The sequence below is a fragment of the Enterococcus raffinosus genome (assembly GCF_019175485.1).
GTDB lineage: Bacteria > Bacillota > Bacilli > Lactobacillales > Enterococcaceae > Enterococcus_A > Enterococcus_A raffinosus.
This window is the reverse complement of record NZ_CP072889.1, coordinates 684,202-708,126: the sequence shown is the minus strand read 5'-3', so window position 1 is coordinate 708,126 and position 23,925 is coordinate 684,202. Positions and strand designations below refer to the sequence as shown.

At 36.2% G+C, this 23,925-nt stretch carries 31 protein-coding genes; 29 read left to right on the top strand and 2 right to left on the bottom strand.

What is annotated here, in order from left to right:
• Positions 1 to 38 precede the first annotated feature (38 nt).
• The 23 genes from J9537_RS18010 (at position 39) to J9537_RS17900 (ending at position 17,087) form a co-directional block, all read left to right on the top strand.
• Positions 39 to 713, top strand: a complete 675-nt coding sequence (locus tag J9537_RS18010; protein WP_218257407.1) for a hypothetical protein — start codon at positions 39 to 41, stop codon at positions 711 to 713.
• Between the two features lie 306 nt (positions 714 to 1,019).
• The gene (locus J9537_RS18005) at positions 1,020 to 2,264 is read left to right on the top strand and encodes an NAD(P)H-dependent oxidoreductase (RefSeq protein WP_218257406.1); all 1,245 of its coding nucleotides are present in this window, start codon (positions 1,020 to 1,022) and stop codon (positions 2,262 to 2,264) included.
• A gap of 82 nt (positions 2,265 to 2,346) precedes the next feature.
• Complete coding sequence (locus tag J9537_RS18000; protein WP_218257405.1) at positions 2,347 to 2,739, top strand: transcriptional regulator GutM; 393 nt, start codon at positions 2,347 to 2,349, stop codon at positions 2,737 to 2,739.
• A 15-nt stretch (positions 2,740 to 2,754) separates the two neighbouring features.
• The gene (gene srlA, locus J9537_RS17995; RefSeq protein WP_218257404.1) at positions 2,755 to 3,288 is read left to right on the top strand and encodes a PTS glucitol/sorbitol transporter subunit IIC; all 534 of its coding nucleotides are present in this window, start codon (positions 2,755 to 2,757) and stop codon (positions 3,286 to 3,288) included.
• A gap of 35 nt (positions 3,289 to 3,323) precedes the next feature.
• A complete protein-coding gene (gene srlE / locus J9537_RS17990; protein WP_218257403.1) occupies positions 3,324 to 4,346 on the top strand; it encodes a PTS glucitol/sorbitol transporter subunit IIB in 1,023 nt (340 codons plus the stop codon).
• 25 nt (positions 4,347 to 4,371) lie between these two features.
• A complete protein-coding gene (locus J9537_RS17985) occupies positions 4,372 to 4,725 on the top strand; it encodes a PTS glucitol/sorbitol transporter subunit IIA (protein WP_218257402.1) in 354 nt (117 codons plus the stop codon).
• 53 nt (positions 4,726 to 4,778) lie between these two features.
• On the top strand, positions 4,779 to 5,750 hold the full coding sequence (locus tag J9537_RS17980) for a sugar-binding transcriptional regulator (RefSeq protein WP_218257401.1): 972 nt from the start codon (positions 4,779 to 4,781) through the stop codon (positions 5,748 to 5,750).
• A 44-nt stretch (positions 5,751 to 5,794) separates the two neighbouring features.
• Positions 5,795 to 6,742, top strand: a complete 948-nt coding sequence (locus J9537_RS17975) for a sugar-binding transcriptional regulator (protein ID WP_218257400.1) — start codon at positions 5,795 to 5,797, stop codon at positions 6,740 to 6,742.
• Positions 6,743 to 7,390: 648 nt separating this feature from the next.
• Positions 7,391 to 7,687: a WXG100 family type VII secretion target gene (locus J9537_RS17970; protein WP_218257399.1), complete on the top strand. Its 297-nt coding sequence runs from the start codon at positions 7,391 to 7,393 to the stop codon at positions 7,685 to 7,687.
• A gap of 114 nt (positions 7,688 to 7,801) precedes the next feature.
• Complete coding sequence (locus J9537_RS17965; protein ID WP_218257398.1) at positions 7,802 to 8,248, top strand: YwqH-like family protein; 447 nt, start codon at positions 7,802 to 7,804, stop codon at positions 8,246 to 8,248.
• Positions 8,249 to 8,261: 13 nt separating this feature from the next.
• Entirely contained in the window at positions 8,262 to 8,543 is a 282-nt protein-coding gene (locus J9537_RS17960; protein ID WP_218257397.1) for a hypothetical protein, read from the top strand.
• A 3-nt stretch (positions 8,544 to 8,546) separates the two neighbouring features.
• On the top strand, positions 8,547 to 9,218 hold the full coding sequence (locus J9537_RS17955) for a DUF4176 domain-containing protein (protein ID WP_218257396.1): 672 nt from the start codon (positions 8,547 to 8,549) through the stop codon (positions 9,216 to 9,218).
• Positions 9,199 to 10,629 (top strand): HNH/ENDO VII family nuclease, encoded by a 1,431-nt coding sequence (locus tag J9537_RS17950; protein WP_218257395.1) that lies wholly within the window; start codon positions 9,199 to 9,201, stop codon positions 10,627 to 10,629. Before J9537_RS17955 ends, J9537_RS17950 begins: the two co-directional genes overlap by 20 nt.
• Before the next feature lie 13 nt (positions 10,630 to 10,642).
• A complete protein-coding gene (locus J9537_RS17945) occupies positions 10,643 to 11,113 on the top strand; it encodes an SMI1/KNR4 family protein (RefSeq protein ID WP_218257394.1) in 471 nt (156 codons plus the stop codon).
• 299 nt (positions 11,114 to 11,412) lie between these two features.
• The gene (locus J9537_RS20720) at positions 11,413 to 12,042 is read left to right on the top strand and encodes a hypothetical protein (protein WP_245001326.1); all 630 of its coding nucleotides are present in this window, start codon (positions 11,413 to 11,415) and stop codon (positions 12,040 to 12,042) included.
• A gap of 23 nt (positions 12,043 to 12,065) precedes the next feature.
• Entirely contained in the window at positions 12,066 to 12,440 is a 375-nt protein-coding gene (locus J9537_RS17935; protein WP_218257393.1) for a hypothetical protein, read from the top strand.
• 183 nt (positions 12,441 to 12,623) lie between these two features.
• Positions 12,624 to 12,833: a hypothetical protein gene (locus J9537_RS17930; RefSeq protein ID WP_218257392.1), complete on the top strand. Its 210-nt coding sequence runs from the start codon at positions 12,624 to 12,626 to the stop codon at positions 12,831 to 12,833.
• Positions 12,734 to 13,249, top strand: a complete 516-nt coding sequence (locus J9537_RS17925; RefSeq protein ID WP_218257675.1) for a suppressor of fused domain protein — start codon at positions 12,734 to 12,736, stop codon at positions 13,247 to 13,249. The genes J9537_RS17930 and J9537_RS17925 overlap by 100 nt, the downstream gene beginning before the upstream one ends.
• Positions 13,250 to 13,349: 100 nt before the next feature.
• Positions 13,350 to 14,258, top strand: a complete 909-nt coding sequence (locus J9537_RS17920) for a hypothetical protein (RefSeq protein ID WP_218257391.1) — start codon at positions 13,350 to 13,352, stop codon at positions 14,256 to 14,258.
• A 58-nt stretch (positions 14,259 to 14,316) separates the two neighbouring features.
• The gene (locus tag J9537_RS17915; protein WP_218257390.1) at positions 14,317 to 14,868 is read left to right on the top strand and encodes a hypothetical protein; all 552 of its coding nucleotides are present in this window, start codon (positions 14,317 to 14,319) and stop codon (positions 14,866 to 14,868) included.
• Positions 14,869 to 15,252: 384 nt separating this feature from the next.
• The gene (locus J9537_RS17910) at positions 15,253 to 16,152 is read left to right on the top strand and encodes a hypothetical protein (RefSeq protein WP_218257389.1); all 900 of its coding nucleotides are present in this window, start codon (positions 15,253 to 15,255) and stop codon (positions 16,150 to 16,152) included.
• Between the two features lie 4 nt (positions 16,153 to 16,156).
• Entirely contained in the window at positions 16,157 to 16,438 is a 282-nt protein-coding gene (locus J9537_RS17905) for a DUF4176 domain-containing protein (protein WP_245001325.1), read from the top strand.
• 367 nt (positions 16,439 to 16,805) lie between these two features.
• Positions 16,806 to 17,087, top strand: coding sequence for a hypothetical protein (locus tag J9537_RS17900; protein WP_218257388.1), 282 nt, complete (start codon positions 16,806 to 16,808; stop codon positions 17,085 to 17,087).
• 241 nt (positions 17,088 to 17,328) lie between these two features.
• Here the strand turns inward: J9537_RS17900 and J9537_RS20820 are convergent, their stop codons facing one another.
• On the bottom strand, positions 17,329 to 17,451 hold the full coding sequence (locus J9537_RS20820) for a hypothetical protein (RefSeq protein ID WP_280640442.1): 123 nt from the start codon (positions 17,449 to 17,451) through the stop codon (positions 17,329 to 17,331).
• 303 nt (positions 17,452 to 17,754) lie between these two features.
• Between J9537_RS20820 and J9537_RS17895 the strand changes: the two genes are divergently transcribed.
• The 3 genes from J9537_RS17895 to J9537_RS17885 are packed head-to-tail and all read left to right on the top strand — an operon-like array spanning position 17,755 to position 19,504.
• Positions 17,755 to 18,624: a type IV toxin-antitoxin system AbiEi family antitoxin domain-containing protein gene (locus J9537_RS17895; protein ID WP_218257387.1), complete on the top strand. Its 870-nt coding sequence runs from the start codon at positions 17,755 to 17,757 to the stop codon at positions 18,622 to 18,624.
• Positions 18,621 to 18,833, top strand: a complete 213-nt coding sequence (locus J9537_RS17890; RefSeq protein WP_218257386.1) for a hypothetical protein — start codon at positions 18,621 to 18,623, stop codon at positions 18,831 to 18,833. Before J9537_RS17895 ends, J9537_RS17890 begins: the two co-directional genes overlap by 4 nt.
• The gene (locus J9537_RS17885; protein ID WP_218257385.1) at positions 18,818 to 19,504 is read left to right on the top strand and encodes a nucleotidyl transferase AbiEii/AbiGii toxin family protein; all 687 of its coding nucleotides are present in this window, start codon (positions 18,818 to 18,820) and stop codon (positions 19,502 to 19,504) included. Before J9537_RS17890 ends, J9537_RS17885 begins: the two co-directional genes overlap by 16 nt.
• Positions 19,505 to 19,969: 465 nt before the next feature.
• On the opposite strand, the gene J9537_RS17880 is transcribed toward J9537_RS17885, so the two are convergent.
• Positions 19,970 to 21,625 carry an IS1182 family transposase gene (locus J9537_RS17880; protein ID WP_245001324.1) on the bottom strand — a complete coding sequence of 552 codons (1,656 nt, stop codon included), beginning with the start codon at positions 21,623 to 21,625 and terminating at the stop codon, positions 19,970 to 19,972.
• 722 nt (positions 21,626 to 22,347) lie between these two features.
• On the opposite strand from J9537_RS17880, the gene J9537_RS17875 reads away from it, so the two are divergent.
• From J9537_RS17875 to J9537_RS17865, 3 genes are all read left to right on the top strand, one after another.
• Positions 22,348 to 22,659, top strand: a complete 312-nt coding sequence (locus J9537_RS17875; RefSeq protein WP_218257384.1) for a heavy metal-binding domain-containing protein — start codon at positions 22,348 to 22,350, stop codon at positions 22,657 to 22,659.
• Between the two features lie 13 nt (positions 22,660 to 22,672).
• Positions 22,673 to 23,287: a CPBP family intramembrane glutamic endopeptidase gene (locus J9537_RS17870; protein WP_218257383.1), complete on the top strand. Its 615-nt coding sequence runs from the start codon at positions 22,673 to 22,675 to the stop codon at positions 23,285 to 23,287.
• Positions 23,288 to 23,704: 417 nt separating this feature from the next.
• Positions 23,705 to 23,917: a hypothetical protein gene (locus J9537_RS17865; RefSeq protein ID WP_218257382.1), complete on the top strand. Its 213-nt coding sequence runs from the start codon at positions 23,705 to 23,707 to the stop codon at positions 23,915 to 23,917.
• Positions 23,918 to 23,925 lie beyond the last annotated feature (8 nt).

The window sequence follows — 23,925 nt, the reverse complement described above, 5'->3', positions numbered from 1 at the left end:
TTTTTTTACCATTTATAAAAAGAGAGGATGATCAAGTGATGAAAGAAAGAAAACTACAACTCCCGTTCTATTGTGTAAATTCTCAAGTACTTTGGAAGGACGAAGAAGCGGTCAAAAATGCTATTTTGGTAGATAAAAAGGTTTCACAATTGGGAATGGATGCAATATTTACGGTATGCAGCGACGATGTACAAAAAGTGAAACAAGTGATTCATCGAGTTAGAATTGCTATTGATTTCTCGGATGTTAAACCTGATAATTTAAAAATGTTAAGAGAAGAAGGTGCAGAGATTATTATTTTTGATGATCTTGAAACGATCTTTAATATAAAAAATATTTTGGAGATCGTTAAGGAGCTTAAGTATTCAGTATTGGTTCGAACTGAGAAACCTTTTGAAATTCCGGAAAACGTATTGAAGGATATTGATATAATCAAATGGAATTTTAGTGAAGAGTTATCTGGTTCGACACCTAATGCTCATTTGAGTCTTGAAGAAAAACGATTTTTAGATAATTTCAAGCAAGCGAATCCCCACATAGCAATTATTTATGGTGCAATGAAGAATATTTCTAGTAATTTAGTTTTGAATTCTTTATTATCAGGTTTGGATGGATTTGGAGAAATGAACGGTTATAGAACAACCACTGAGAAAAGAGCTGATATGCTGAGTGCAATGAACGATTATAAGAACGTGTTAGAATTCATCAAATAATTACTAAATTTAAAATACTTTAAAAGGCTACGAGAAAGTTTTCTAATTTTCGTAGTCTTTTTTATTGTTGAATTTTTCTTTTTTGCTTCGGAACAATTGGTAATGAGTCTAACAATTGTTATTTAATTTTTTTTGAATACACAAAAAATAGTTGTTGTAACATATGTTCTAAATGCAAGCATATGCCAAGGAATAAAATAAATGTTGAAAGTAAGCGTTGACAACCACTTTTTTGATGCTATACTAGGTTGTGTTAAACATATGCCAACTATATTGGCAAATGACAAAAATGATGGAGGTTACAAAATGACGTTATATGGTAAGTTGTTAGAGAGAGAAAAAAATGGTGCTCCAATCAAAGTTGGAGTAATTGGTGCAGGTCAAATGGGATTTGGAATGATTTCTCAAATTTCGACAATTCCAGGAATGATCGTTGCAGGAATCAGTGATATCAATTTGGACGCTGCTAATCGTGCAGCAGATGCATACAATGCAAGTGCTGATAAGAAAGTGGATATTTTGATTAGTCAAAACTTCAAGGATATTATTCATTCTGATAAAGTTGAAATTATTGTTGATGCTACTGGTGTTCCTGAAGCTGGCGCACAAATCTCACTAGAATCATTGATGGCTAAAAAACACTTAGTTTTACTAAATGTTGAAATCGACATCACCATTGGACCACTTATGAAAAAAATGTATGATGCGACAGACTTGATTTATACAGGTTCAGATGGAGACGAACCTGCTGCAACAATGCAAATGTATGAATTTGCTAAAAGCATGGGAATGGAAGTATTAGTTGCCGGAAAAGGGAAAAACAACAAATTAATGGTTCATGCAAACCCTGATTCAGCTGCTGAAAAAGCGAAAGCGCAAGTAATGAGTCCTAAAATCCTTGCTTCATTCCAAGACGGCACAAAGACAATGGGAGAAATGAACTTATTGTCAAACGCTATGGGATTTGTTCCAGACGTTGTTGGAATGCATGGTATTTCAGCAGATTTAGATGGAACAGTTAAAAACTTGGATTTAAAAGAAAATGGCGGAATTTTGAACAAGTTTGGTGTTGTGGAATACGTTGATGGCATTGCACCAGGAATCTTCTGTATTGTTAAAGGGCAAAATGAAGGCGTCGCTCATGAAATGAACTATTTGATGAAGAAAGGTGATCGTGATCACCATATCTTATATCGTCCATTCCACTTATGCTCATTAGAAACACCTATTACCATTGCTCGTGCAGTTTTAGAACAAGACACTGCAATTGTTCCAATGGGTGCACCTGTTTCTGAAACAGTATGTGTTGCCAAGAAAGATATCAAAGCCGGTGAGAAAATTGACGGTATTGGCGGATTCTGTGTGCGTGGGGTCTTAGAAACACATGAAGATATGAAGAGCAACGCCAATATTCCAATTGGACTAATTGCTGGAGCTGTCGCTAAGAAAGATATCAAAGATGGTGCATTCTTGACTATGGATGATGTTGAGTTAGATGAATCAACGACTGTTTACAAATTACGTAAACTGCAAGATGAGACATTCGCTTAAAGATTCGAGGCTCAATTTGGCAACAGATAGAGTAGTCACTCTATCTGTGCCTGTCTATCTATAAAGAAATGAGGGTAATTGTGTGCAGATCCTATTGGTTATTCTTTTCATATTGATGATAACTCAAAGCTTTACTAGCATTATTCAGGTGAAGTATTATCAGAAGTTTATTGCTAGCATAACTAATAAGTACAAAGAGAATTCTTCCTATGAATTTTATACGGATGTCTCAAAGGGAAAGCTGTTGAAAACAATTGTTGCGGTAGTTGTTGATTCAAACGGGAAAATTATTAGTTGTCATGTATGCAGAGGGTTCACAGTTTTTGCTCGATTTAAGGAAGATATAAATTACCGAGATGTCTTATTAGAAGAGTTTTATCTTAGAAAAGATAAAAAAGATCGTTTATCTCAAGTGGAGGATACTCTTGCTAAAGTTTATTCCAGAAAGTTGGAAACGGTTACTGTTAATCAATAATTAGGAGGAATATTAATGAAGTATATTGAATGGTTTGGTAAAAATTTTATTGGCCTGTTTGAAGCTGGTGGAGAACAGTTTATGGGGTTCATGACAGGGATTGTTCCGTTGCTTATCGTACTATTGACGTTTACTTATTCAGTCATTGCATTCATTGGTCAGGATCGTGTTGACCGCGCAATCCGCTATTGTTCAAAATATATGATTCTTCGATACTCTATCATGCCGATCTTATCTGTAATGATGCTGACAAATCCGATGGCTTATACGTTTGGAAAATTTGTTAATGAAGAAGAAAAACCCGCATTTTATGATTCCGTTGTTTCTTTTTTACATCCAGTAACAGGATTATTTCCGTATGCAAATGCAGGAGAGCTATTTGTTTATTTAGGTATTGCTAACGGAGTGATGAAAGCAGGCTATAGTCAATCAAGTTTAGCCGTTCGCTATTTTTTGGTAGGGGTAGTAGTGATTCTATTTAGAGGAATTGTGACTGAACGGCTAACGAAATTTTTGATTGCTAAAGAGGCAAAACGTGTGAATGTTTAATAACGAAGTGGGAACTCTAAATAGGAGGTAAACAAATGTATAAATCAGTTTTTGTAGCACCAGGAAATAACGGTTGGGGTGTTGGTTTTACACTGACTCCGTCAGATAAAAAGAATAAAGTTGTTTCAGTAACAGGCGGTGGAATTCATCCAGTGGCTCAGAGAATTGCTGATCTTACCGGAGCGGAGGCATGGGATGGATTTAAAAATCAAGTACCAGAGGATGAAATGCTTTGTGCGGTCATTGATTGCGGAGGAACTGCAAGAATTGGTGTCTATCCGATGAAGCGAATTCCAACTGTAGATATTTTGCCATCATCTCCATCTGGTCCTTTAGCTAAACACATTACAGAAGACATTTTCGTCTCTGGTGTAAAGCCTGAAAGTATTCAACTTTCTGACGAACAGCACGCTCCAAAAGCAGCTGCTGATTCGGTAATTGTAGCTGAAGAAAATAGCACACAGCAAGAAGAAAAATTTGAAGAGAAGTATGCCAAAGCTAAGGAAGAACATGCCAAGGAAAATGCTAAAAAAGATGGGTTTTTAGTACGTTTTTCCCGAGGTATTGGTGGCGTCATGGGTGTGTTTTATCAATCAGGTCGTGACGCGGTAGATATGTTACTGAAAAATATCATTCCATTTATGGCATTTATCAGTATGATGATCGGAATTATCAACTATACAGGAATTGGTGATTTGATTGCTAAAGTGTTATCACCTCTAGCAGGTTCACTACCTGGTATGATAGTATTAGCCTTGATATGTAGTATTCCAATTTTGTCTCCAATTTTAGGACCGGGGGCAGTAATTTCTCAAGTAATCGGGGTATTGATTGGTACTCAAATCGCGAATGGTTCGATTCCTGTTCAATATGCGTTACCGGCTTTATTTGCAATAAATGCGCATGTTGGTTGTGACTTTATTCCAGTAGGACTGTCACTAGGAGAAGCAAAACCCGAAACTGTTCAAGTTGGTGTCCCAGCTATTTTATATAGCAGAATGCTGACAGGGTTTACTGCAGTTATTCTGGCTTACTTTGCAAGCTTTGGTATGTATTAATAGATAAAAATTGGAGGTATCTGAAATGGTAAAAACAAAAATTATTGAAGTGGGTTCAATGGTCCCAGCTTTTGAAGAAGAACGATTAATTATTCTTTTTGGACCTAAAGCGACACCTGAATTAAGGGATATCTCTGTGATCCATGAGGTCGAGGAGCAACCTGAGAATTCAATTAAAGTCGGAGGGAAATTGAAAGTCGGAGATAAAGTGTATACTATAGAAGAAGTTGGATCTCAGGCGAATCCGAATTTTGATGAATTGGGTCATGTTTCGATTTATTTCCGCAATGAAGTTGGGGAAATCTTGCCTGGAGCGATTATTGTTAGTCCGGGAGAATTTCCAACAATTGAAGTTGGGGATGAAATAGAGTTTATTTAACGGAAAACCTCCCTTCATTTAAAAGGGAGGTTTTTTAAACAGGAGGTTATAGTATGGATATTCTGGCTGATCGTGACTTGGTTAGAGTGGCAACGATGTATTACAAAGAAGATATGAAGCAATCTGATATCGCTAAACAATTAGGGATATCTAGGCAATTAGTTTCAAAATACTTAGTTGATGCTAGAAGCAAAGGGATTGTTGACATCAACATTAACAGCTCTAGTGCCTATTCAGTTCAGTTGGAACTAAAATTACAGAAAGCCTTTGGGCTCAAACGAGTGGCTGTATTGGATACTAGCTATTTAGAGAAACAAGAAATTGAGAAATTGATTGTTCAAACAGCAATAGCTGCGTTTCGAAAAGATATTGCTAAAGCTAGGAGAATCGGCGTTTCTTGGGGGAGAGTTTTACGAAGACTTGTTGATGAATATCCTTATGTTAACCAACCTGAATCAACGATCATTCCTCTTATAGGTGGGATGGGTTCTGATAAAGTGGAGGTACACTCAAATCAGATTGCACATGATTTATCTAGAAAAATGCGAGCAAAATGTAAGTATTTGTATGTACCTGCTTTAGTGGATAGTAAAGACATAAAGAAAAATTTAGTTGAAAATGCGACTGTCAAAGATGTACTTGAAGATGGAAAAAAAGTTGATTTCGCGTTAGTAGGTATTGCGTCGCCATTTTCGAAAAGCAATACGATGACTGAAATAGGATATATTAATAAAAAAGATATCGATGATCTAGCAAATGCTCATGTAATTGGTGATGTCAATTCTCGTTTTTTTGATATTGAGGGAAATGAAGTAAGTTGTCGAATCAATGAGAATGTAATTGGCATCAATTTGCATGATATTCGGAAAATAGAAAAAGTTTGTGCCATTTGTTTTGAAGATGAGAAAAGGGATGTTTTATACACGGCCATCAATTCAAAAATAATCAACTGTATTACGCTTACTGATGGGTTAGCCGAGTACTTATTGGCTCGAAAAGATGAGGCTGTTGTATTTGAGAATTAGTCTAGAAACCTAGAGCCTTTTTAGCGCGAGTAGGAGGGAAGTAAATGAGCCTATCTGATGATAAAAGGCTATTGGTAGAAATAGCTTCATTGTATTATGAACAAAGTAAAACCCAAGAGGAAATTGCCCAAAAGATGAACATTAGCAGATCCTTAGTTTCAAAGTTTTTGGCAAAGGCTAGGAATGAAGGGATCATTGAATTTACTATAAATGATAAGTATGCTGGCCCTTACAGAGAGCTAGAAGAACAAATAAAAGGGAAATATGGGTTAGAGGAAGTAGTTTGTACGGAATCGACAGATCCGAATTTTCAAATAAAAGTTTTGGGAATTGCTGCGGCGAAATATTTATCAAGAATTTTAAAACCAACGGATGTAGTTGCGGTCTCTTCTGGAACGACTGTTCATGAGGCAGCAGAGAATTTTTCTAAGCAACATCAATTACCCAATGTGAAGTTTGTTCCATTAGTGGGCGGTTTGGGGATGGAGCATATCACGATTCAATCAAATCGGGTCTGTGAACTCCTCGCCTATAACTCAGGAGGTCGCTCAGTTGAGCTACATGCCCCCATTACATTAGACGATAAAGAAGCAAAAAAAATATTAATGAAACAATCATTTATTAAGAAAGTATTGAACGAAGCGGAGGGTGCAGATGTCGCTCTTGTGGGAATAGGCGGTACACCAATATTTTCAACATTAACCAATGCTTATTTATCCGAACAAATTGATAAAGATCCGGAATATTCACAAGCAAAAATTGCAGGAGATATTTGTTACAATTTTATTGATCACTCTGGAAATGTTGCAAAGTGTGCTTGGAATGATCGGGTAGTATCAATTGATTTAAGTAAGCTAAAACAGATCCCCTGCCGCATTGGCGTATCGGGTGGCAACGCGAAAATAAGTGGTATAAAAGCAGTTCTAGCAGGACAGTTAATCAATATATTGATTACCGATGAAAAAACTGGAAGAGAATTAGCAAGAGCTTAGCACGTAGTACTTTTTTATTTGGAGTATAAGCAAAAGTACTTATAAGGTAGTATCGTTAAGGTATTCTGGTTAGATTTATCATCTATTACAAACATATGTTATTACTAGGAAGTCCAATCATCTTTATCGATGATTGGGCTATTTTTGTATCCACAAGGAGGCTCAACTAATGTTCGCTATACAAGAAAATCGCTACATCACAAGGGAATGAACAAGTACCAAAAGAAATACAGTTAACGTTGTTGACAATTGATGGATGAGAAAGCAAGCAGAGATTCACTTGGGTTATCGACAGATAGTTGATTCAAATCGAGACGATCAATGAGGAACGATTATGATTATTTATCGATAAGATAATTTTCATCAAAAGCAAGGTGTTTTTTAGTCTGAACAGACGTACTAACTATTTATGACATACTGAGCGGCTTCGTAAATAATGATATTTCCGATTAAAATCAATTTCATCTATCCAAATATCCAGACCAACGGACCTCATTCGTTGGTCTCTATTCGTCGTATACGCAACTTTTTTCCGTATACGACGAACTTTGATCCACGTCTCCAAATCTGGTGTAAGCTTGATTCAACCTATTGAGCACGTGCTTGCTAAATAGGAAAAAATAAAAACAAATTAGGAGGACACACATTATGTCAGGAGCAATTACAGTCACACCCGAACAGCTGAAATCACAGGCGAAGGTTTACCAACAAGCCTCATCGCAAATCGAGGATGCAATCCGCAAGGTCAATTCTATGAATCAAACGATTTCCCAACAATGGCAAGGGGAAGCTTTCCGAGCGTACTTGGAACAGTACAACCAATTAGAAGGCAACGTGAAACAAATGGAAGAGCTGTTGGAAAGTATCCACGGACAATTGAACAAATACGCGGACACTGTTGCAGAACGCGACCGTCAAGATGCAGGTTCATTTGGCTTGAACTAAGAGAATAAAGAGCCCAGCATCTTGAACCGACTTCAAAAAAGTTAGTTTTTCGTCTAACTTTTTTGAGGTTATTACATAATATCTGCTGGTGCTTTTTCAAAAGGAGAGAGTTATATGAGTGATGCCGCAAAGGAAGCGCGAATCAGACAGGCGGAAGCGAATGAACGAGCCGCGCTACAGCATCAAAAAAAATTAAATGAAGTCAACGCGAATAAGAAGATTCTTGATGAGAAAATCGAACGATTAGAAAAAGCGAAGGGAGAGCTGACCTCGGCTGTTTCTTCCCTGACAAGCTTCAGCTCGAGTGTGACCTCTGAGTTGAAATCAATTGACTCTGGTTCTTTTCAAGGCACACGACGAGACAAATACGATTCAAAAGTTGGCGATGTGGCGAAGAAGCTGACGGAACTTGCAGACAAGCATCAAGAGAACCAAGACACCATTGACAAGAAACTAACCGAGCTGAAAGAGAATTCCCAACGGTTAGGGATGTCGATCGGGTCTTTGAGTTCAAATATTGCGAATCTAACAGCTGAAGCCCACCGATTAAGAGCACAGTAATAGGAGGAAGAGGATGGCAAAAGCAGGAGTTGGTGTAAAGGGTGGTTGGTCCGGGGATGTTTCCAAAGCGGGGAGTTCTGCTGGAAATATCGGAAAAGTAGCTTCGGTCTCTTTTGGACAGACAAACTTATCACCATTTACCCAATTTACAGAAATGATCTCAGAGATTAATAGCTCACTCGCTAGTTATAAAGGCATGGCTGAACAAGATGTAACCAAAATGATCAAGGCTGGAGAGAACAAAGCGAAAGATGATAAGGCTGGGGCATCCAGTATGAAAATTGTTGGGAAGTGATAAATGATGAATCAGCGAAGAGAATTATGGCAACAGGTTTGTACCGAAGAACAGCTGGGAATGACGAATCTTGAGGAATTGCAAAATATCGGGCTATTTTTAGGCGGACAGCCTGTCTTATTTCGAAAAATAAATCTGGCGTTCTTTCAAGAAGAAACAGACTTTGAGTATAAGCCGACCATCGGCGCATGTCTTCACGTACATTTTGATTACGAGAAGCAGCAGGTCATGATCCAGCGCAACCCAGTGGAGATGAACCTGAGGTTCGATCAATACTTAACGTATATGGGGTTGATCGATGCCGTGTTTAGTGAGATTTACCCTACCGGTAGTGTGATCGAGTTGGAGGAAGAATTGCTTTCGGATGAGCTGAAGCAGATGTTTAGCAACAGTGATTTAGGGCTTTCGGTAATGATTCATGGGCGAAGACTGCCATTTGAAGATTCGACAGCTTGTATTGACTATGTCGCCTCTCTATGGCCGTTTGGTATTATGCCAGAAACGGAGCCAATCTATGTAACGAATCTGATGATCAAGCGAGTGATTTCATCAGGATTAACGAATGAGTATGAAGAACAATTTGCTTTTGAAGTACTAAGAAAACAATGGATCGAGGCAGGCAACCGATCCTATTTGTATAAGGTGAGGGGATCAAATGAAAATAGTGATGTCTGAGGTAACAGCAGCCAAAACAAGTATTGAGTCTTCTAAGACAAAGCTTCAAAGTCAAATCAATAGTGCCAAAAGCTCATGGAAAGGTGTCGTGAGTAGTGATGGCTTATCCGGTTTTGTCAAATTAGCAATTGATGCAGAGATCAATAATTATCAAATGCCGCTGTTAACGAACTATTATGATGCCATGCATCAACTATCCACAGAGTTTACAAAAGCAATCAGCGATTTCAAGTCAACGGTGAAAGAGACAAGCGGTTCTGCTATTATTGATACAGACGCATTAACAACAGCAGAAAGTAAATTTTCGGATCAATTAACGAAATTTACTGAAATCGAAGCAAAGTTCAAAACCGTTTATAGTTCGATTAGTGATCTAGTGTCCGTCAGTGAAGTGTCTGGTTCAGGCTTTACCGAAGAGATGGAGAAAACGAAGAAGGTTTTAACCAATACGAAAACATGGATGGCGACATTCAATGGAAAGAAATCCAGTAAAGCCATCAGCAGTATTCTCTCGCAACAAAAGGCACAGATAAGAAGTCTCAAAGGTGTCGAAGGGTTAAGTTATACCGACCCGAAATCATTGGAGATCTACCAGAACAAAGCCTTCAAGAATAAGGTGAGTAAGCAGCATAAAGCCGTTAAGGAGTTTGAGAAGAAGAAATTAGAAGCAGAAAGAGCAGAACTATTACGGAAACATCCGGCAATTTTAGCGATTCATGGGCAAATAGACAAAGAATACAATGCCAAAATTGCGAGAGAAATCAATGATAAAAACTATAAGAAAACAAAGCCGAAAAAAGAACAGATGGTTCTTGTTAAAGAGACGGATAGTTTAGAGGAAGTATTTAGAAAATACATTTACTTTTCGGAACAGGGAATCCATCCTCATACTGGAAAGAAAATCAGTCAGAAAGAAGCAGGGAAGTTTACTTATGCTGCATGGTTCGGAACCGCAACCGAGGTAGGTGGTACAGTAAGTGGGGCTCATTATGGTCAGAAAGCGGCTAAGTATCATTCTAATTCGGCTAAGAAAGCTAGTGGAGCTAATGTACCCAAAGACTATTCTCAAACTAGAGAATATTGGAAAAAAGATGTTGATTTTAAAGGTACCAAGGTTTATCAAAGAGATGGTATAATTGATATTAATAAAATAGACATTAAAGGACGCTCAAACCTACAAAGAATGGAACAAGGTTTGGCACCTTTAGGACCAGATGGAAACCCAGTGAATTTGCATCACATGACTCAACGAGATATAAGTTCTATTGCTGAGGTAGAGCAATCTTTCCATCAAACTAATTCTAAAACAATTCATATTAATCCTAACTCAGTTCCGTCTGGAATAGACAGAAAGTCTTTCAATAAATGGCGTTCGGATTATTGGAAAAATAGAGCAAAAGACTTTAAATAAAGGAGATATTACAATGAGTGCAGAGTATAATAAAGCAAAAGAACTAATTGAAGAGAATCAAGATTTAGTAGACGATTTTGGAGGAGCTTCGGATGATATTATAAAAAAAGCTCAAATGATTCTTGATTTACAATTCCCCAGAGATTATAAACTTTTCTTATCTTGTTTTGGTGCTCTAACTTTTGGTTCTATTGAAATCTATGGTGTTTTTAGAGAGGATTTTGAAAATTCGGGTGTTCCAGATACTGTTTGGTCTACGTTAAATGAACGGAAATTAGTAAATATGCCAAAATATTTAGTTATTTTGTATAATACTGGAATGGGAGAAATGTATTGTTTAAACTACAAGGATTTGAATGAGAACAATGAACCTAAAGTAACATCATACTTCCCAGGTTTTTCTGAAGACGCACAAAAAAATGAAGTTTTATACAATAACTTTGGAGAATTTCTTTTAGATATGGTGAATGAAGAAATTAATTAAAAACAAAAAAGGCATTTTACTATCTGATTGGCGTCGGATAGTAAAGCCTTGATAGTAAGAACGAATTCATTAAACAAGTACCAAAAGGTTTCAGTAAGAATTGCTACAGATTTTTAGAAGCGGTTCAACAAAAAATTTAAGGCCAATTACTCAAAGAGGTAATCGGTCTTTTTCATCGTATACGCAACTTTTTCCCGTATACGACGAACTTTGATCTAATTCTCCAAATTTGGTGTAAGCTTGAAAAAACTACAAGTAATGATAAAAACTATAAGAAAACAAAGCCGAAAGAAGAACAGATGGTTCTTGTTAAAGAGACGGATAGTTTAGAGGAAGTATTTAGAAAATACATTTACTTTTCGAAACAGGGGATCCATCCTCATACTGGAAAGAAAATCAGTCAAAAAGAAGCAGCGAAGTTTACTTATGCTGCATGGTTCGGAACCGCAACCGAGGTAGGCGGTACAGTAAGCGGGGCTCATTATGGTCAGAAAGGGGCGAAGTATAAATCTAATTCGGCTAAAAAATATAATGGTGTTAAAAGCGATTTTGGGGCTGAAACCCCAGTTTCTGGAAAAGAATGGAATAATCATTTTAAAGATAAATATGGTGCTGGAAAAGTTCAGTGGAAACCAACGTCATTTGATGACATAGTAGCAAATCCAGAGCGATTGTATGGAAGTACAAAAAATGAAATCAAATCAATTTTAGGTCCTGAATGGACTGAGGGAGTATATGGACGGAATGGTTCAGGTTGGAAGTTTACTCATCCAAATGGTAGTGTTTTTTATCATGGTGGAGGAGGTATCCATAAAGGATCATATTATGGATTTTCGACTGGAAAAACAAAAAAAGTAAAAGTATATAAGGTTGAAGACGGATATATTCCAACTCCTGATGATGGAGGAACAGCAATACAAATTGACTAAATTGGATGAGAGGTAAGAATAATATGATAAGAGTTGGAGAATCATTTGACTTGTTTCTAGAAACGCTAAAGCATTCTAATTCGGAAGTTTTAAATCTATCAGATGAATTGATTGAATATTATCTGCTAGAAGAATTTGCTATAGAAGCCCCTGCATATTTAAGTGAATTTACGTTAAATAGACTATTAAATGAAGGTATTATAGATGCCAATATTTTAGAAAAAGGAAAGACTTTACAAAAAATGTATCTTTCAATGGATCAAATGAAAAATTGGGATGCTTCTTCTATAAAAGAAAGTTCAGAGTGGGGAGAAATAATTACTCTTTCAACAAAGATTTTTGAGCTAGTTCGTCAAAAATGGACGGAAGAGGAGATAAAATATTTAAAAACATTATAGAAAGGTACTTTACCATTTGATTGCTGTCAGTTAGTAAAGTCTTAACTAGTAAGAAACAACCTCACCAACCAAGTTGCTAATAACAACAAAAAGTTAGCTGTATTTATTATACAAAAATTCAAAGGACTTTTTTTGAAGTGTCTGAAAACTCAAAAAAGATGAGATATGCTCTGGTAAAAACGAATGGAACAACCACGAAGGTATGAATTGAGTGATGAACAGTGGGGACAGAATAGTTGGTTATTTCTAAAATATCGAACTGGGAGTCCTTCTAAATTAGATAATCGCCTCACATTCAATGCATTCTTTGGATCGCTTGTAGTGATGCAGCTTGGCGTGATTTACCAAAAGAACGATATGGCTCTTGGAAAGACACCCCCTTTGAAGGAATAAATACGTACTCGACGATTGGTCTTTCAGAATATAGTATTGATCTGGTGGTAGAAGACAAGGAGTTAAGAGTAGAATTTATTGGATCTTGTGAATCAGAATATAAAGAGTATGCAAATATACTAAGCAGTTGTGCCTTCAATATTATAAACACTCAGTTTTCTTGTAGTCATGGAATGGTCTACTCTGATGTAGCTAGTGAGTATTATAAAGAAACCACAATGAAACACATATTGTTTACTGATCCCTTTTTATGGGAGAATATTGAAACCTTGGACTATGTAACTTGGTTAATGATGGTACCTATCTCAAATGAAGAATTTGAATTTTTAAAAGTGAATGGATCAGAAGAATTGGAAAATCTGTTTGAAAAGATTAATATAAATCTCTTCGATTTGAATAGAAAATCTGTAGTATAGTCGTATTACCTTACCATATTTTAGAAGTGGTTCTACAAAAAATCTAAAATCAATTACTCATGGAAGGATTTCACATCTAGGTTTAAAGGGAGAGCAAGCTATGCATAATTCAATTTTTAATGCTTCTTTTGAGGAATCAAAAAATATAGTGTCCAAAGATATTCTCACACGTGACGGAGCGGGAATGGGAGATTCATCTTCTATGAGATTGAGAGATCGTATAATTCTATTTTTACTATTTATATTCTTCTTTGGCATTTTGTTTTATATGATTGGTGTCGAAATGCCTATTTCTATGGGAAAGTCAAAACCTGAGGATATATTCTTGATTTCTTATGAATCAGCACAACTTATCGCGAAAATTGGATCTATTCTGAAGCCTTTTGTTCTTTTCTCATTGGTCTTCTTTTTATTATCTTTAACAATTAATCTCGCCCCAAAAAAGAATTATGCACATCAATTATTCGTGGGTTCTCTTATTTTAGTAGGGATGACTTTGTGTCTTTTCAGTTCAACTTCTTCTTTAATTTTGGGCTTAACGATTGATGGTGTCGGGTGGGTTGGACTTGTGTTTCAGATAATCCTTTGTGCAATATGGATCACTTATCTAGTTTATGATCGAAGATGCTTTTTCCTTAAACAACTAAGAGGAGAGCAAATTGAGTCGAAGAATTGGAGCAAATCAATAAGCAAGTTCTTTAAAAAATATAGTGGTGTTTTCGTGCTGTTCATTATTCTAAATAGATGGTTTTTTCATTTAGGAGAAGGCGAAATTGGTAACCCTTCACTTTTAGGACTTCTGTACGGATGGGCGTTCTTGTTAGTAGTTGGTTTCCTTTCTTTTGTGTTTAATTTGATTTCCCCACAATTTTTAAGCAACTTTTATTTTATAAAGTATGGAGAACAATACAAAGAATATTTCGAAATAACTGACGAACAATGGTACGGAAAGAGAAAAGCAAAGAGATTAGAAAAAAGAAGAAAGAAGGAAAATCAAAATGACAAATAAATGATTGCCTCTAAGGAGTATTGTATCTTCTGTATTCGGGTAAAAAGGCGGAGTGACTATGAAACATATCGTATTTATTGGACAAAAAAGGAATAAATTTATTTGTTACGATAAAAAAGAAGATAAAATATTATTGTCAAATAAAGAGGAGAAAAAGACAAATCAAAGTCTGGTAGTTTTTTTCATACTAGTAACGGTTCCTCTACTAAAGATATTTTCTCCGATATATATGATGCAAAGTAATATCTACATGGATATCGCTTTGTATTGCATTGGAACGATTCTTATAAAATCATTTGTGGTTTATTATGTCCATGTTTCTAAAAAGAAAATATCTTATACTGAGAATTTTATCTTCTCTAATAGCGAGTTAACTCAAATTGCAATTACAGAGTTAGATAATTGTAAAAAAGACATAAAGATAAAAACTATCTTTGTTTGTACTGCTTTAATAGCGTCATTTCTATTTTTTAAAACATCTATGCTCGTTTTTTTATTGGCCAGTTTAGGCTGTAATTTTTGTGTTTTTATCCTTTTTACGGAGAAGACGCGAGAGCGAATAAGAATTCTAAAAAAATTAAATTGGAGGCGTTACAATATTCAGTGTTGAGAACTCTTGAGTAAGAAGCAAAGTCAATTTGCTGAAAAGTAAACATAAAAAATATATTGATACTAAAATCGTTATTTAATAAAAAACAGCTCTGGAATCAACATTTTCTAGGGCTGTCTTTGTGATAGTAGATTAATATAGTTATAATCATTTAATGAAAGCCGATCAAATCAATGATTTATTTTTCGAAAAATTGTGTAGTGTTAGTTATTTTTATTTACAGGAAAATTCTTTTATTTAGAGGGATTATTTGTTAGTCCTGAATGAACTAAGCCCAAAGATATAAAATAAAAAGGCATAACACTTGTAAGTGGTTATGCAGCTTTAGGATTTATCGCCAAAAGAGTACTCTGAAATAATAAAATGATTGGAAGAATACAATATATGAATAAACAAAAAGGTATTTTTAATGCTACCTTTCAAGAATCCAGTAATTTAGTTACAAAAAAAAGTGTAGCACTTACAGAAGAAAAGAACGGTTTAAAAACTATGAAGTTCTCTAATAAAATAATTGGTTCTTTTTTAGGATTAACTTTTTTTTCTGTTTGGTCATACGTTATGGGAATTGGAATGGCTGAAGGAATGTTAAATGCGAACGCCAAAGATATTCATATTATTTCAGTAGAGGGAGCTCATGTCATTGGGTTAGTTGGAACATTGCTTAAACCGTTAACTATTTCATTGATTTCATTCTGGATTTTAGCGATTGTAATAAATCTTTTCCCGAAAAAGGATTACAGTATACATTATGCTTGGGGAACTATCTTTCTCATAGCAATGATGTTCCTTTTTTCGACTACCCTTTTTTCTCTCACCGTTGGCTTTACAGTGGATGGACTTGGTTGGTTAGGTCTAATTTTACTGAGTATTTTTGGTATTCTTTTGATAATCAAGACAGTAAGAAATTGCAGGGCTAATGTATTGACTATTTTATTCCAACAAAAGAATAGTCTTAATAATAAAATGAATAAATTAATAAACATATATATATGCGCATGTTTCATAATACTATTAATGAATCGTTTTTCTTTTCGCTTAGGTTTTGTGTCAGAAAACAGCACACTGATAAGTTTATTTTACGGGTGTGCAATTCTAATATTCTGGGGTTTGGTCACACTTTGCATATACATCATGTTTCCAAGAATAATAGGATCTGTTTATCTTATTAAGTACTCTGAACAATACAAAGAATATTTCGAAATAACCAACGAACAATGGTACGGAAAGAGAAAAGCAAAGAGATTAGAAAAAAGAAGAAAAAAGGAAAATCAGAATGACAAATAAATGATTGCCTCTGGGCAGTATTGTATATTTACAAGAAGGAACAACTAAGCTGATGGTTGTTGGCAGAGGTCCAATTTTCCAATCAGATGGAAAGGATGCTTATACTGATTATGTAGGTGTTGTGTATCTGGAAGGAATCAATCCCGAAGACGCCATTTTTTTCAATCATGAAGATGTAGATAAGGTTGTTTTTGAAGGATTCAAAGATGAAGAGGAAGAGCGATTTATAGAAGTCTATTCAGAATGGGAATCAGGACTTACAATTGAAAAACAGAAAGCCGAATAATCTATTAGTGGAAAAATAGTTTAGTCTTTGATGTTACCCAATCACCAACTGTTCAACAAATGGTGATTGGGATTTTTTATAAATAGAAGCAAACTGCGTTTATTTATATTCTTTCTTAGCGAAAGACACAGATTAACGGCCTCAAAGGGGTCGCAGAGCTAAGTTACACCGATTATAAAGTAAATAGTAAAAAATTAAAGAAATACGGTTTGGAGAAAGGGGATCAATACTATTTAGATAGTAACCACAATGATCACCTTGAGGTCTTTAATAAACGCAATGAAGCAGTGGATGTATTAAATTTAGATGGTACTCATAATGAGGATAATTGGCTTAAAAAAAAAGCCAAGGGGAGAAAGTTGAAATAATGAATGAAGAAAATATTGATTTTTTATGTAAATTCTATAAAGACGTAAATAAGAAGAACGGAAATGCTGTGGATGAAACTGCATTTATGAATGAAGATGGGATAGATTACTCTTTCGAGGAAGATGTTATTGATGAACTTAAAGAAGAATTGGAGTCATTCAATAATATAGTGTCCAAAATGAAAGAAATAGACTTATCAAAGAGAATAGAGGAATTAAGATATTCTCGTGACTTCATAATGTGTACTAATCGCTTGTATAAAGTATTAGGAGAAGATTAAGTGTAACTTTTAGTGATTTTCAAAAATTTGATGTTGTAATGACTAGAAGTTTTCCTGATGGTCCAAAGGATGACTCAGAATTAATCTAGTACGTAACCTAAGTCAAACAAAATCCATTTTTCATGGAAATATAAATCTTATTAATGATGTTTATTCCAATTAGAGAGGTGATGATTGATTTTTCTTAAAAATCTTTATTGTGGTAACAATATTTAAAACCACGAGCATATAGATAGAAATTCTAAGAATCTTCGGCTGCGCTTAAATCAAAAATTTTCCCTGAACCAATCGCAAGAGATTTAATATTTATCCAATCAGAAAATCTCCCAGTTGAAGAAATCTTGTCTGGCAGCTCTTTAGCCATAAGCAAGGATGTCTCATTTTAGTCCTTTACGAAAATTAAAGTTAATGATGAGGTCCTTGGGAGTCGTGATTACTCGTGGCTCCTTTTTTCTTGTAAAAAATACGTAAAAGTCTGGTGTTCATCAACTTCGACAAAATAAAAGCGACAAAAATTGAAGAACAATAATTAAACTTTTAAATCACTAACTATATATTCACAACTAATTGTAGTTTTGTGTTAAAATAAATAGAGGTATTTCCCAATTTTTCAAACGATTAAATATATAGTACGGAAATCATCTAGTTAGAAGAAAGAGGGGTGCTTATGACTAACAGAAGTAATCTCAATCACTCAGAACAAATTAATAGGCTTTTAGATACAGTAAAAGAAATGAACCCTGAAGCCTTGAAAGATGTACAAGAATTTTTAGAACAACTTACGCTGGGCGATCGATTAAGTCGCTATATTGATTTTGATGAGCTTCCTGCTGAAGATACTGACGAATTTACCTTTTTGAAATTAGTTGCTGATTCAAAGGGAATCATTGTCAAAAAAAGATTGGACAAAGTCGGGCTTTCACATTATAAATCAAAACAATTTCTATCGAAGTATGGATTTCAATCTATGTATGGTGGAAGTTTATATATTTCACCCAAAAATAGTTTAGATGGAGTCTACATTTTTCAACAACAATATTCAAAAGCCGTAATTTCACACGAAACTGCTTTATATTTCCATGATTTAACAGATGTCATTCCTAAAACTACAATCATGAGTTTACCGAAGACCTACAACCTTAACCAATTATTTGTGTGGGATGGAGAAAGCCCTCATCTGACTGTATCAAAGGCACCAAGTACTTTTCATAACAAAGTTAGAGTAATCGTCCATTACTCAGGAAACGATTCGATTGATATAGTAAGAAATAATGAGATAAAGTCTTCCGAAATAGAAACTTTTGAGACTACTTTTGGAAATCAAGTAAGAGTTACCACTCCTGAACGAACAATCGCTGACATTCTAAAAACTTCTTCGTACACTGAAGCTGAGGTTATGTTTGATGCTGTAAAAAGGTATATGAATAATCCCCAAAGTAAGGAACTTAGACTGCGCCGCATAGCTGATGAGCAAGGTGTAAAAAAAAGATTAGACGAATGTTTAACTCTTTTGAGATCTCGAGGTGAAATAAAATGAATTCGGATCGACTAAGAGACTTAATTAAAGCTAAAAAAGGTAGTATAGCCAGTGCAGAGGAATTACGGATTCGCTACGCTACTGAGCGCTTTTTGTTAAGAGTACAAGCCAGTCCATACAAAGATAAATTGATTCTAAAAGGTGGATTCCTACTTGGAACAATTTATAAAATCGAAATAGAACGACCAAAGATTTGGATGCACTTGTAAAGGACATCGCTGCGGATAGAGAATCTGTAAAATCAATGTTGGAAGAAATAATATCTATAGATCTAAACGATGACGTTTCATTCGAACTTGGGAACTTTAGCGATTCACAACATGAAAGAAAGTATACTGGATTTCGAGCAAAGTTAACTATGCAGCACCGTAATAGTACAGCAAAAATCGCTTTTGATTTGGATTTAAGTGTAGGGGACGTCGTTACGCCGGAACCTAAATTAGTTACCTTCAATTTGACCTTCAAAGAACAAAAAGGAGAGAATGAGCGAATCACTATGTATTCTTATCCTATTGAAACTGTGTTAGCTGAGAAAGTCGAAACAATCCTTTCACTCGGGATTCAAAACACGCGTATGAAAGATTTTTATGATATTCACTTACTTCTTAACGATCCCAACAAACCTTCATTAGAAAATCTGTATGAAGCATTCAAAAAAACCTGGATTTTCCGACATGACCAAATTGAAGATGCAGATTTCAAGGATTGGTTATACTTGGTAAATGAACTTAAGGACAATCAGAATTTCGAAAAAGGTCTGTGGCAAAACTATATTACTAATAGAGAATATGCTCAATCACTTTCTTGGGGCGAAATAATAGATGAACTCATTGAGTATATAATTGCCTTACAAAAATATAGAAACGAAACAAAAGAATAGTGCAAAGGTAACGTGCTGTGGCTTAATTCGCGCCAACAAATAAGTCTAAAATTCCACTGATCCAAAATTGCTTTATTTAAAATGAGGGAGGATTAGAATTAAAACACGAAGCTTAATTCGGTACTCGAAACTTTGGAATACATGGAGCAATTGGCTATCTAACACCACAACAGGCAGAAGATCTAGCTCGGCAGCACGCGCAATAACTACGCAAAATTTTTGAACGAAACCACGAGAATCTCTTTTCGTGGTTTCTGAGAATGGTCAAACGGTTTTGGTTTGACGATTGTCTGAAATCATGAAACAACTCGAGAGTGGATTGGTTTCAAAAAAAACTCTCAATAAATGAGTCCACTTTATTGACACAGATCCAGGATCTATAGTATAGCTTTTCTTCTAGGAGATGGTCTTAGAACTCTCTTAGAATAAAAAACAGTTGAAGGGTCTGGGACATAAATCCTAAGCTCAACTAAAAACAGGGATCAAAATCGCTTTTTCGATTTTGATCCCTGTTTTTTTATAACTTGATTTCCCCGTATTGCTCTCATGTTGCCTATTAAGCATCATTTTCTTCATATTGACTGCCATTAAGGCGATCCCTACTTCATTTTTTACTTTGTCTTTCCCTCGAACGGAAAAGCGTGTCCATTTCAAACAAGCCTTCAGATGACCAAAAGTTGATTCCACGTCAATCTTACGCTGGGCATAGTTTGCACTGGTTTCTGGTGCTGAAAGCAAGTCTCGTTGTTGCGCTTTGAAATATTCTAATGACGGATTGACTTTGATTTTTCTTCGATAGCCGCCTGGTGTGAATGCCTCTGGTAGTTTCTTCTGATTAGCATCCTTTGTTTCGGCCACATATTCTTTGAACTCTCGTTCAAATCCGTAGTCGTCTGTTTCTGTACGATAAGTGTTGAAGTTGAAGCGAACGCCTTTAGGATCGACGTAGTAATCATCCGTTTCAAAATAGTCCCAGTTCATGACTTTCTTTTCGTCGGTTTGCCATTTCTTACTCTGTTCCTTGATCATCGTGCTATAAGGAATCAACGGTGTCTGTTGAGGAAGCTCATCCTCAAAGAAGCGATAATTACTTTCTGAGCCATAGCCTGCATCCGCTACAATGTAAGGGGGTAAAGGGAGAAATTGCGCCTGCAACGTTTCTAAAAAGGGTTGAAGGGTTCGAGTATCTGTAGGGTTCGCAAAAAGATCATACCCTAATACATATCGGTTGTTCGTAGCGATTTGAAGGTTATAGCCAGCTTTCAATTGCCCATTACGCATGTGATCCTCTTTCATTCGCATGAATGTCGCATCTGTATCTGTCTTGGAATAGCTTTTGCGATCACCTAGAATACGATACTGGTGCTCATATTTTTGAACACGCTCTTGATGGGAGCGGAAATGTTTGAGCTGAACCTTTGGCAGTTTGCGTTTGGAGCGAAGCTGCTTACGAACAGAACCGATAGGTTCTTGTTCAATTGCTTCGTCGTATTGTTCGACTGTTTCAGTCAAACGAGTAGTGAGCGCATGAATTTCCTCTTTTGATAATTCACCATCAGATTCCCGTTCAAGTGTTGGGATGATCTCCTGTTCGACGAGCGTTTGATAAGCTTCTAAGGATTTTTTTTCTAAATTCTTGTGGTTTTTCTCTATGGCAGTTTTCCAAACAAAGGTGTATTTATTGGCCGCAGCTTCAATTTTTGTGCCATCAATAAAAATAGCTTCTTCGGTTATTTGATTCGTTTCTACCAAGTGCGAACGCAGTTGGACAAAACAAGTCTGAATCAGAGGCAACACCCGAGAATCGACTCTGAACCGATTGATTGTGCGGTAACTAGGTTCGTGCCCTTGCGCGAGCCACATCATTCGAATACTATCTTTCATCAACCCTTCAATCTTACGTCCAGAGGTGATTGATTGCGCGTAAGCGCATAGAAGCAACTTCAACATCATGCGCGGGTGAAAAGAGCTCGCCCCGCGATCATGTTTGAAAGCCTCAAATTCTGAATCCGGGATGCTCTCAATAAAAGAATCGATGAGTCTAGCAATATCATTTTCCGGAATGACAAGTTTAAAATCTAGCGGTAAAACGACCTGATTTGTGTTATAATTTTTAAACATAAGAGAACCCTCCAGACTTTTTGTTTCGACGCTTTAAGTTTATCAGAGAGTTCTCTTTATTTGTAGGGAAAATAAATAGGCATCAGAGAAAATCGATGATTTTCTCTGATGCCTATTTTTATGGAGCTGGATTTATGTCCCAGCCCCTTCTTCGGCATATCAGAGATATTCAGCTTTATTACTACGAAAGTTGATTTACTTGTTAATCCATTTGAATATTTTGGATGTTAATAAGAAGTTTCGGAATTCTTGGAATTGTTTAGAAATCATGTAGAATCAAAAGTAGAAAGGGAGTGGTTGATATAGCAGTAATCAGAAGAGAAAAACCAGTTATTTTGATGGGGCAATCAGCAGTAACTTTTCTGAAAAGTAAGAGAGAGAACGAAAACAGAATACGAAATCTTTTAAAGAGATAACAAGAAGGCTTTTCTTTACTCTGAAAATATCCATGGAGAAGCCATGATCTCATAGTACATCAACCTACCAATACAACCATCTAAGAACGTCTCTTCAAAAATATTTCCTCCTACAGAAAAAAAGAAATACAGTGACAAAAAGCAAGAACCATCAACAAACCAGCAACATCCTCAAAAACGGTCTGAGCATATATGCACGGTGTTTCACCTGCTTCATACTATACTGTCTTTAATAAATAAGAACGTATAGAAACAATTCGGATTTTTTTTAAGCGGTAAGAATAAATGATAAAGGGGACTACGCATATGCTAGTGACAACGACAGAAACCTTTCCAGGTCAAAACTATGAAATTATCGGTGAGGTGTTAGGACTAACGACACAATCCAAAAACGTGTTTAAAAATATTGGCGCAAGCCTGAAAAATGTCGTCGGTGGGGAGATTAAGGCTTATACGGAGATGCTGGAGGAAGCGCGGGAGTTTGCGATCAAACGCCTCATAGAGAACGCGGAGCAATTAGGCGCGGATGCTATAGTGATGATGCGCTTCGACTCAGGTTCGATTGGGACAGATATGCAGACTGTCGCTGCTTACGGCACAGCTGTGAGATATGTCTAAGGGGGAAGAAAATATGGAGACGATGGATAGTCAAAAAAGAGCAAATCTGGCGATTGGTCTCACGATCCTTGTCGCACTCGTGTTTCTTTCGCCGATAATCAAGCTGATCCAACCAGTTGGTTTTTTGTTTAACATGGTGTTTGCCGGACTCGTCGGCTTTGTCTTTTTCAAGGAACAGTTCCTGCAGCAGTTCAAGCATTTTAAATTCAAAGTCTTATTGTATGGTGTTCCGTTGACGATGGTGACGGGGATCGTATTTGGACTTATCTTTCACGCCATCGCAGGAAAACCAACCACGAACACGATAGATTCGACTCTTTCTATGATGATGCTCTTTACCCAAGTGCCCTTCATGCTGATGGGGGAAGAACTACTTTCTACGAATTTGCTGATCGCGTTAGAAAACAAAGGACTGTCCTTTAAGGTCGCGTCTGTTATCGTATCTATCCTGTTTGCTTTTTGGCATACTACGGCGTATGGTTTCCATCCGCTTCAATTATTATTGACCTTGATGCCGATTCGCCTAGTTCTTAACTTCGTATGGAAGCGATCAAATTCTGTCTGGGTTTCTTGGATATGCCACTATCTATTTGATCTACTGAGCATGATTCCTGTAGCCTTGAAATAGAAAAAAATCGATTCTACTACTATTTAGAGCTCTGTCATCCCTGCGATGATGGGGTATTTTATTTGAAAAAAGACTACTCTCCACTGAATGAAGAGTAGTGTGAATGCTCGTTAATGATACTTTAGAAAGGTATCATTTATTTTAGAAGCCTTTATTTAATGGCAAGGCTATACTCTTTATGCTGTAGGACTTCACTAAGATACCTCTGTTGGAACACCCCGCGTTTCGTTGTCCACCCTTGCAACAACGGACGCTTCCGCAAAGTGTTTAGAAATGGTGTATTGGGTAGAGACAAATAGTCCAATGGCACGCCATCGTATTTCAAGGTTCTACAGCTTTATCGGGAGCTAAGTATTCAGGAAAAGTGACGTGGCATTGGACAACACGCCTTAGGAGGGAGAGAATGAACGTTTATTTATGGGGATTGTTGCGGTGATCATCAGCATCTTTTATCTAGGCGGGTTCATTTTTTTCTTCCCATCTGATAAGAAATTGGTAGAAGCTCAGGAAAGAAGTAAAGAAGCCTTAATTGTTGATGTGATGTTAGGAATTTTGTTTATGGCCTGTCTTGTGTTAGCCATTTACACCTATACGCTTATTAATCAGCAGTTCATACAGTACAACAGATAATGAACAGT

Coding starts and splice junctions, on each gene's coding strand:
- J9537_RS18010 (WP_218257407.1), top strand. CDS start 39: ATGAAAGAAAGAAAACTACAACTCCCGTTCTATTGTGTAAATTCTCAA.
- J9537_RS18005 (WP_218257406.1), top strand. CDS start 1,020: ATGACGTTATATGGTAAGTTGTTAGAGAGAGAAAAAAATGGTGCTCCA.
- srlA (WP_218257404.1), top strand. CDS start 2,755: ATGAAGTATATTGAATGGTTTGGTAAAAATTTTATTGGCCTGTTTGAA.
- srlE (WP_218257403.1), top strand. CDS start 3,324: ATGTATAAATCAGTTTTTGTAGCACCAGGAAATAACGGTTGGGGTGTT.
- J9537_RS17985 (WP_218257402.1), top strand. CDS start 4,372: ATGGTAAAAACAAAAATTATTGAAGTGGGTTCAATGGTCCCAGCTTTT.
- J9537_RS17980 (WP_218257401.1), top strand. CDS start 4,779: ATGGATATTCTGGCTGATCGTGACTTGGTTAGAGTGGCAACGATGTAT.
- J9537_RS17975 (WP_218257400.1), top strand. CDS start 5,795: ATGAGCCTATCTGATGATAAAAGGCTATTGGTAGAAATAGCTTCATTG.
- J9537_RS17970 (WP_218257399.1), top strand. CDS start 7,391: ATGTCAGGAGCAATTACAGTCACACCCGAACAGCTGAAATCACAGGCG.
- J9537_RS17965 (WP_218257398.1), top strand. CDS start 7,802: ATGAGTGATGCCGCAAAGGAAGCGCGAATCAGACAGGCGGAAGCGAAT.
- J9537_RS17960 (WP_218257397.1), top strand. CDS start 8,262: ATGGCAAAAGCAGGAGTTGGTGTAAAGGGTGGTTGGTCCGGGGATGTT.
- J9537_RS17955 (WP_218257396.1), top strand. CDS start 8,547: ATGATGAATCAGCGAAGAGAATTATGGCAACAGGTTTGTACCGAAGAA.
- J9537_RS17950 (WP_218257395.1), top strand. CDS start 9,199: ATGAAAATAGTGATGTCTGAGGTAACAGCAGCCAAAACAAGTATTGAG.
- J9537_RS17945 (WP_218257394.1), top strand. CDS start 10,643: ATGAGTGCAGAGTATAATAAAGCAAAAGAACTAATTGAAGAGAATCAA.
- J9537_RS20720 (WP_245001326.1), top strand. CDS start 11,413: ATGGTTCTTGTTAAAGAGACGGATAGTTTAGAGGAAGTATTTAGAAAA.
- J9537_RS17935 (WP_218257393.1), top strand. CDS start 12,066: ATGATAAGAGTTGGAGAATCATTTGACTTGTTTCTAGAAACGCTAAAG.
- J9537_RS17930 (WP_218257392.1), top strand. CDS start 12,624: ATGGAACAACCACGAAGGTATGAATTGAGTGATGAACAGTGGGGACAG.
- J9537_RS17920 (WP_218257391.1), top strand. CDS start 13,350: ATGCATAATTCAATTTTTAATGCTTCTTTTGAGGAATCAAAAAATATA.
- J9537_RS17915 (WP_218257390.1), top strand. CDS start 14,317: ATGAAACATATCGTATTTATTGGACAAAAAAGGAATAAATTTATTTGT.
- J9537_RS17910 (WP_218257389.1), top strand. CDS start 15,253: ATGAATAAACAAAAAGGTATTTTTAATGCTACCTTTCAAGAATCCAGT.
- J9537_RS17900 (WP_218257388.1), top strand. CDS start 16,806: ATGAATGAAGAAAATATTGATTTTTTATGTAAATTCTATAAAGACGTA.
- J9537_RS20820 (WP_280640442.1), bottom strand. CDS start 17,451: ATGGCTAAAGAGCTGCCAGACAAGATTTCTTCAACTGGGAGATTTTCT.
- J9537_RS17895 (WP_218257387.1), top strand. CDS start 17,755: ATGACTAACAGAAGTAATCTCAATCACTCAGAACAAATTAATAGGCTT.
- J9537_RS17890 (WP_218257386.1), top strand. CDS start 18,621: ATGAATTCGGATCGACTAAGAGACTTAATTAAAGCTAAAAAAGGTAGT.
- J9537_RS17880 (WP_245001324.1), bottom strand. CDS start 21,625: ATGTTTAAAAATTATAACACAAATCAGGTCGTTTTACCGCTAGATTTT.
- J9537_RS17875 (WP_218257384.1), top strand. CDS start 22,348: ATGCTAGTGACAACGACAGAAACCTTTCCAGGTCAAAACTATGAAATT.
- J9537_RS17870 (WP_218257383.1), top strand. CDS start 22,673: ATGGAGACGATGGATAGTCAAAAAAGAGCAAATCTGGCGATTGGTCTC.
- J9537_RS17865 (WP_218257382.1), top strand. CDS start 23,705: ATGGGGATTGTTGCGGTGATCATCAGCATCTTTTATCTAGGCGGGTTC.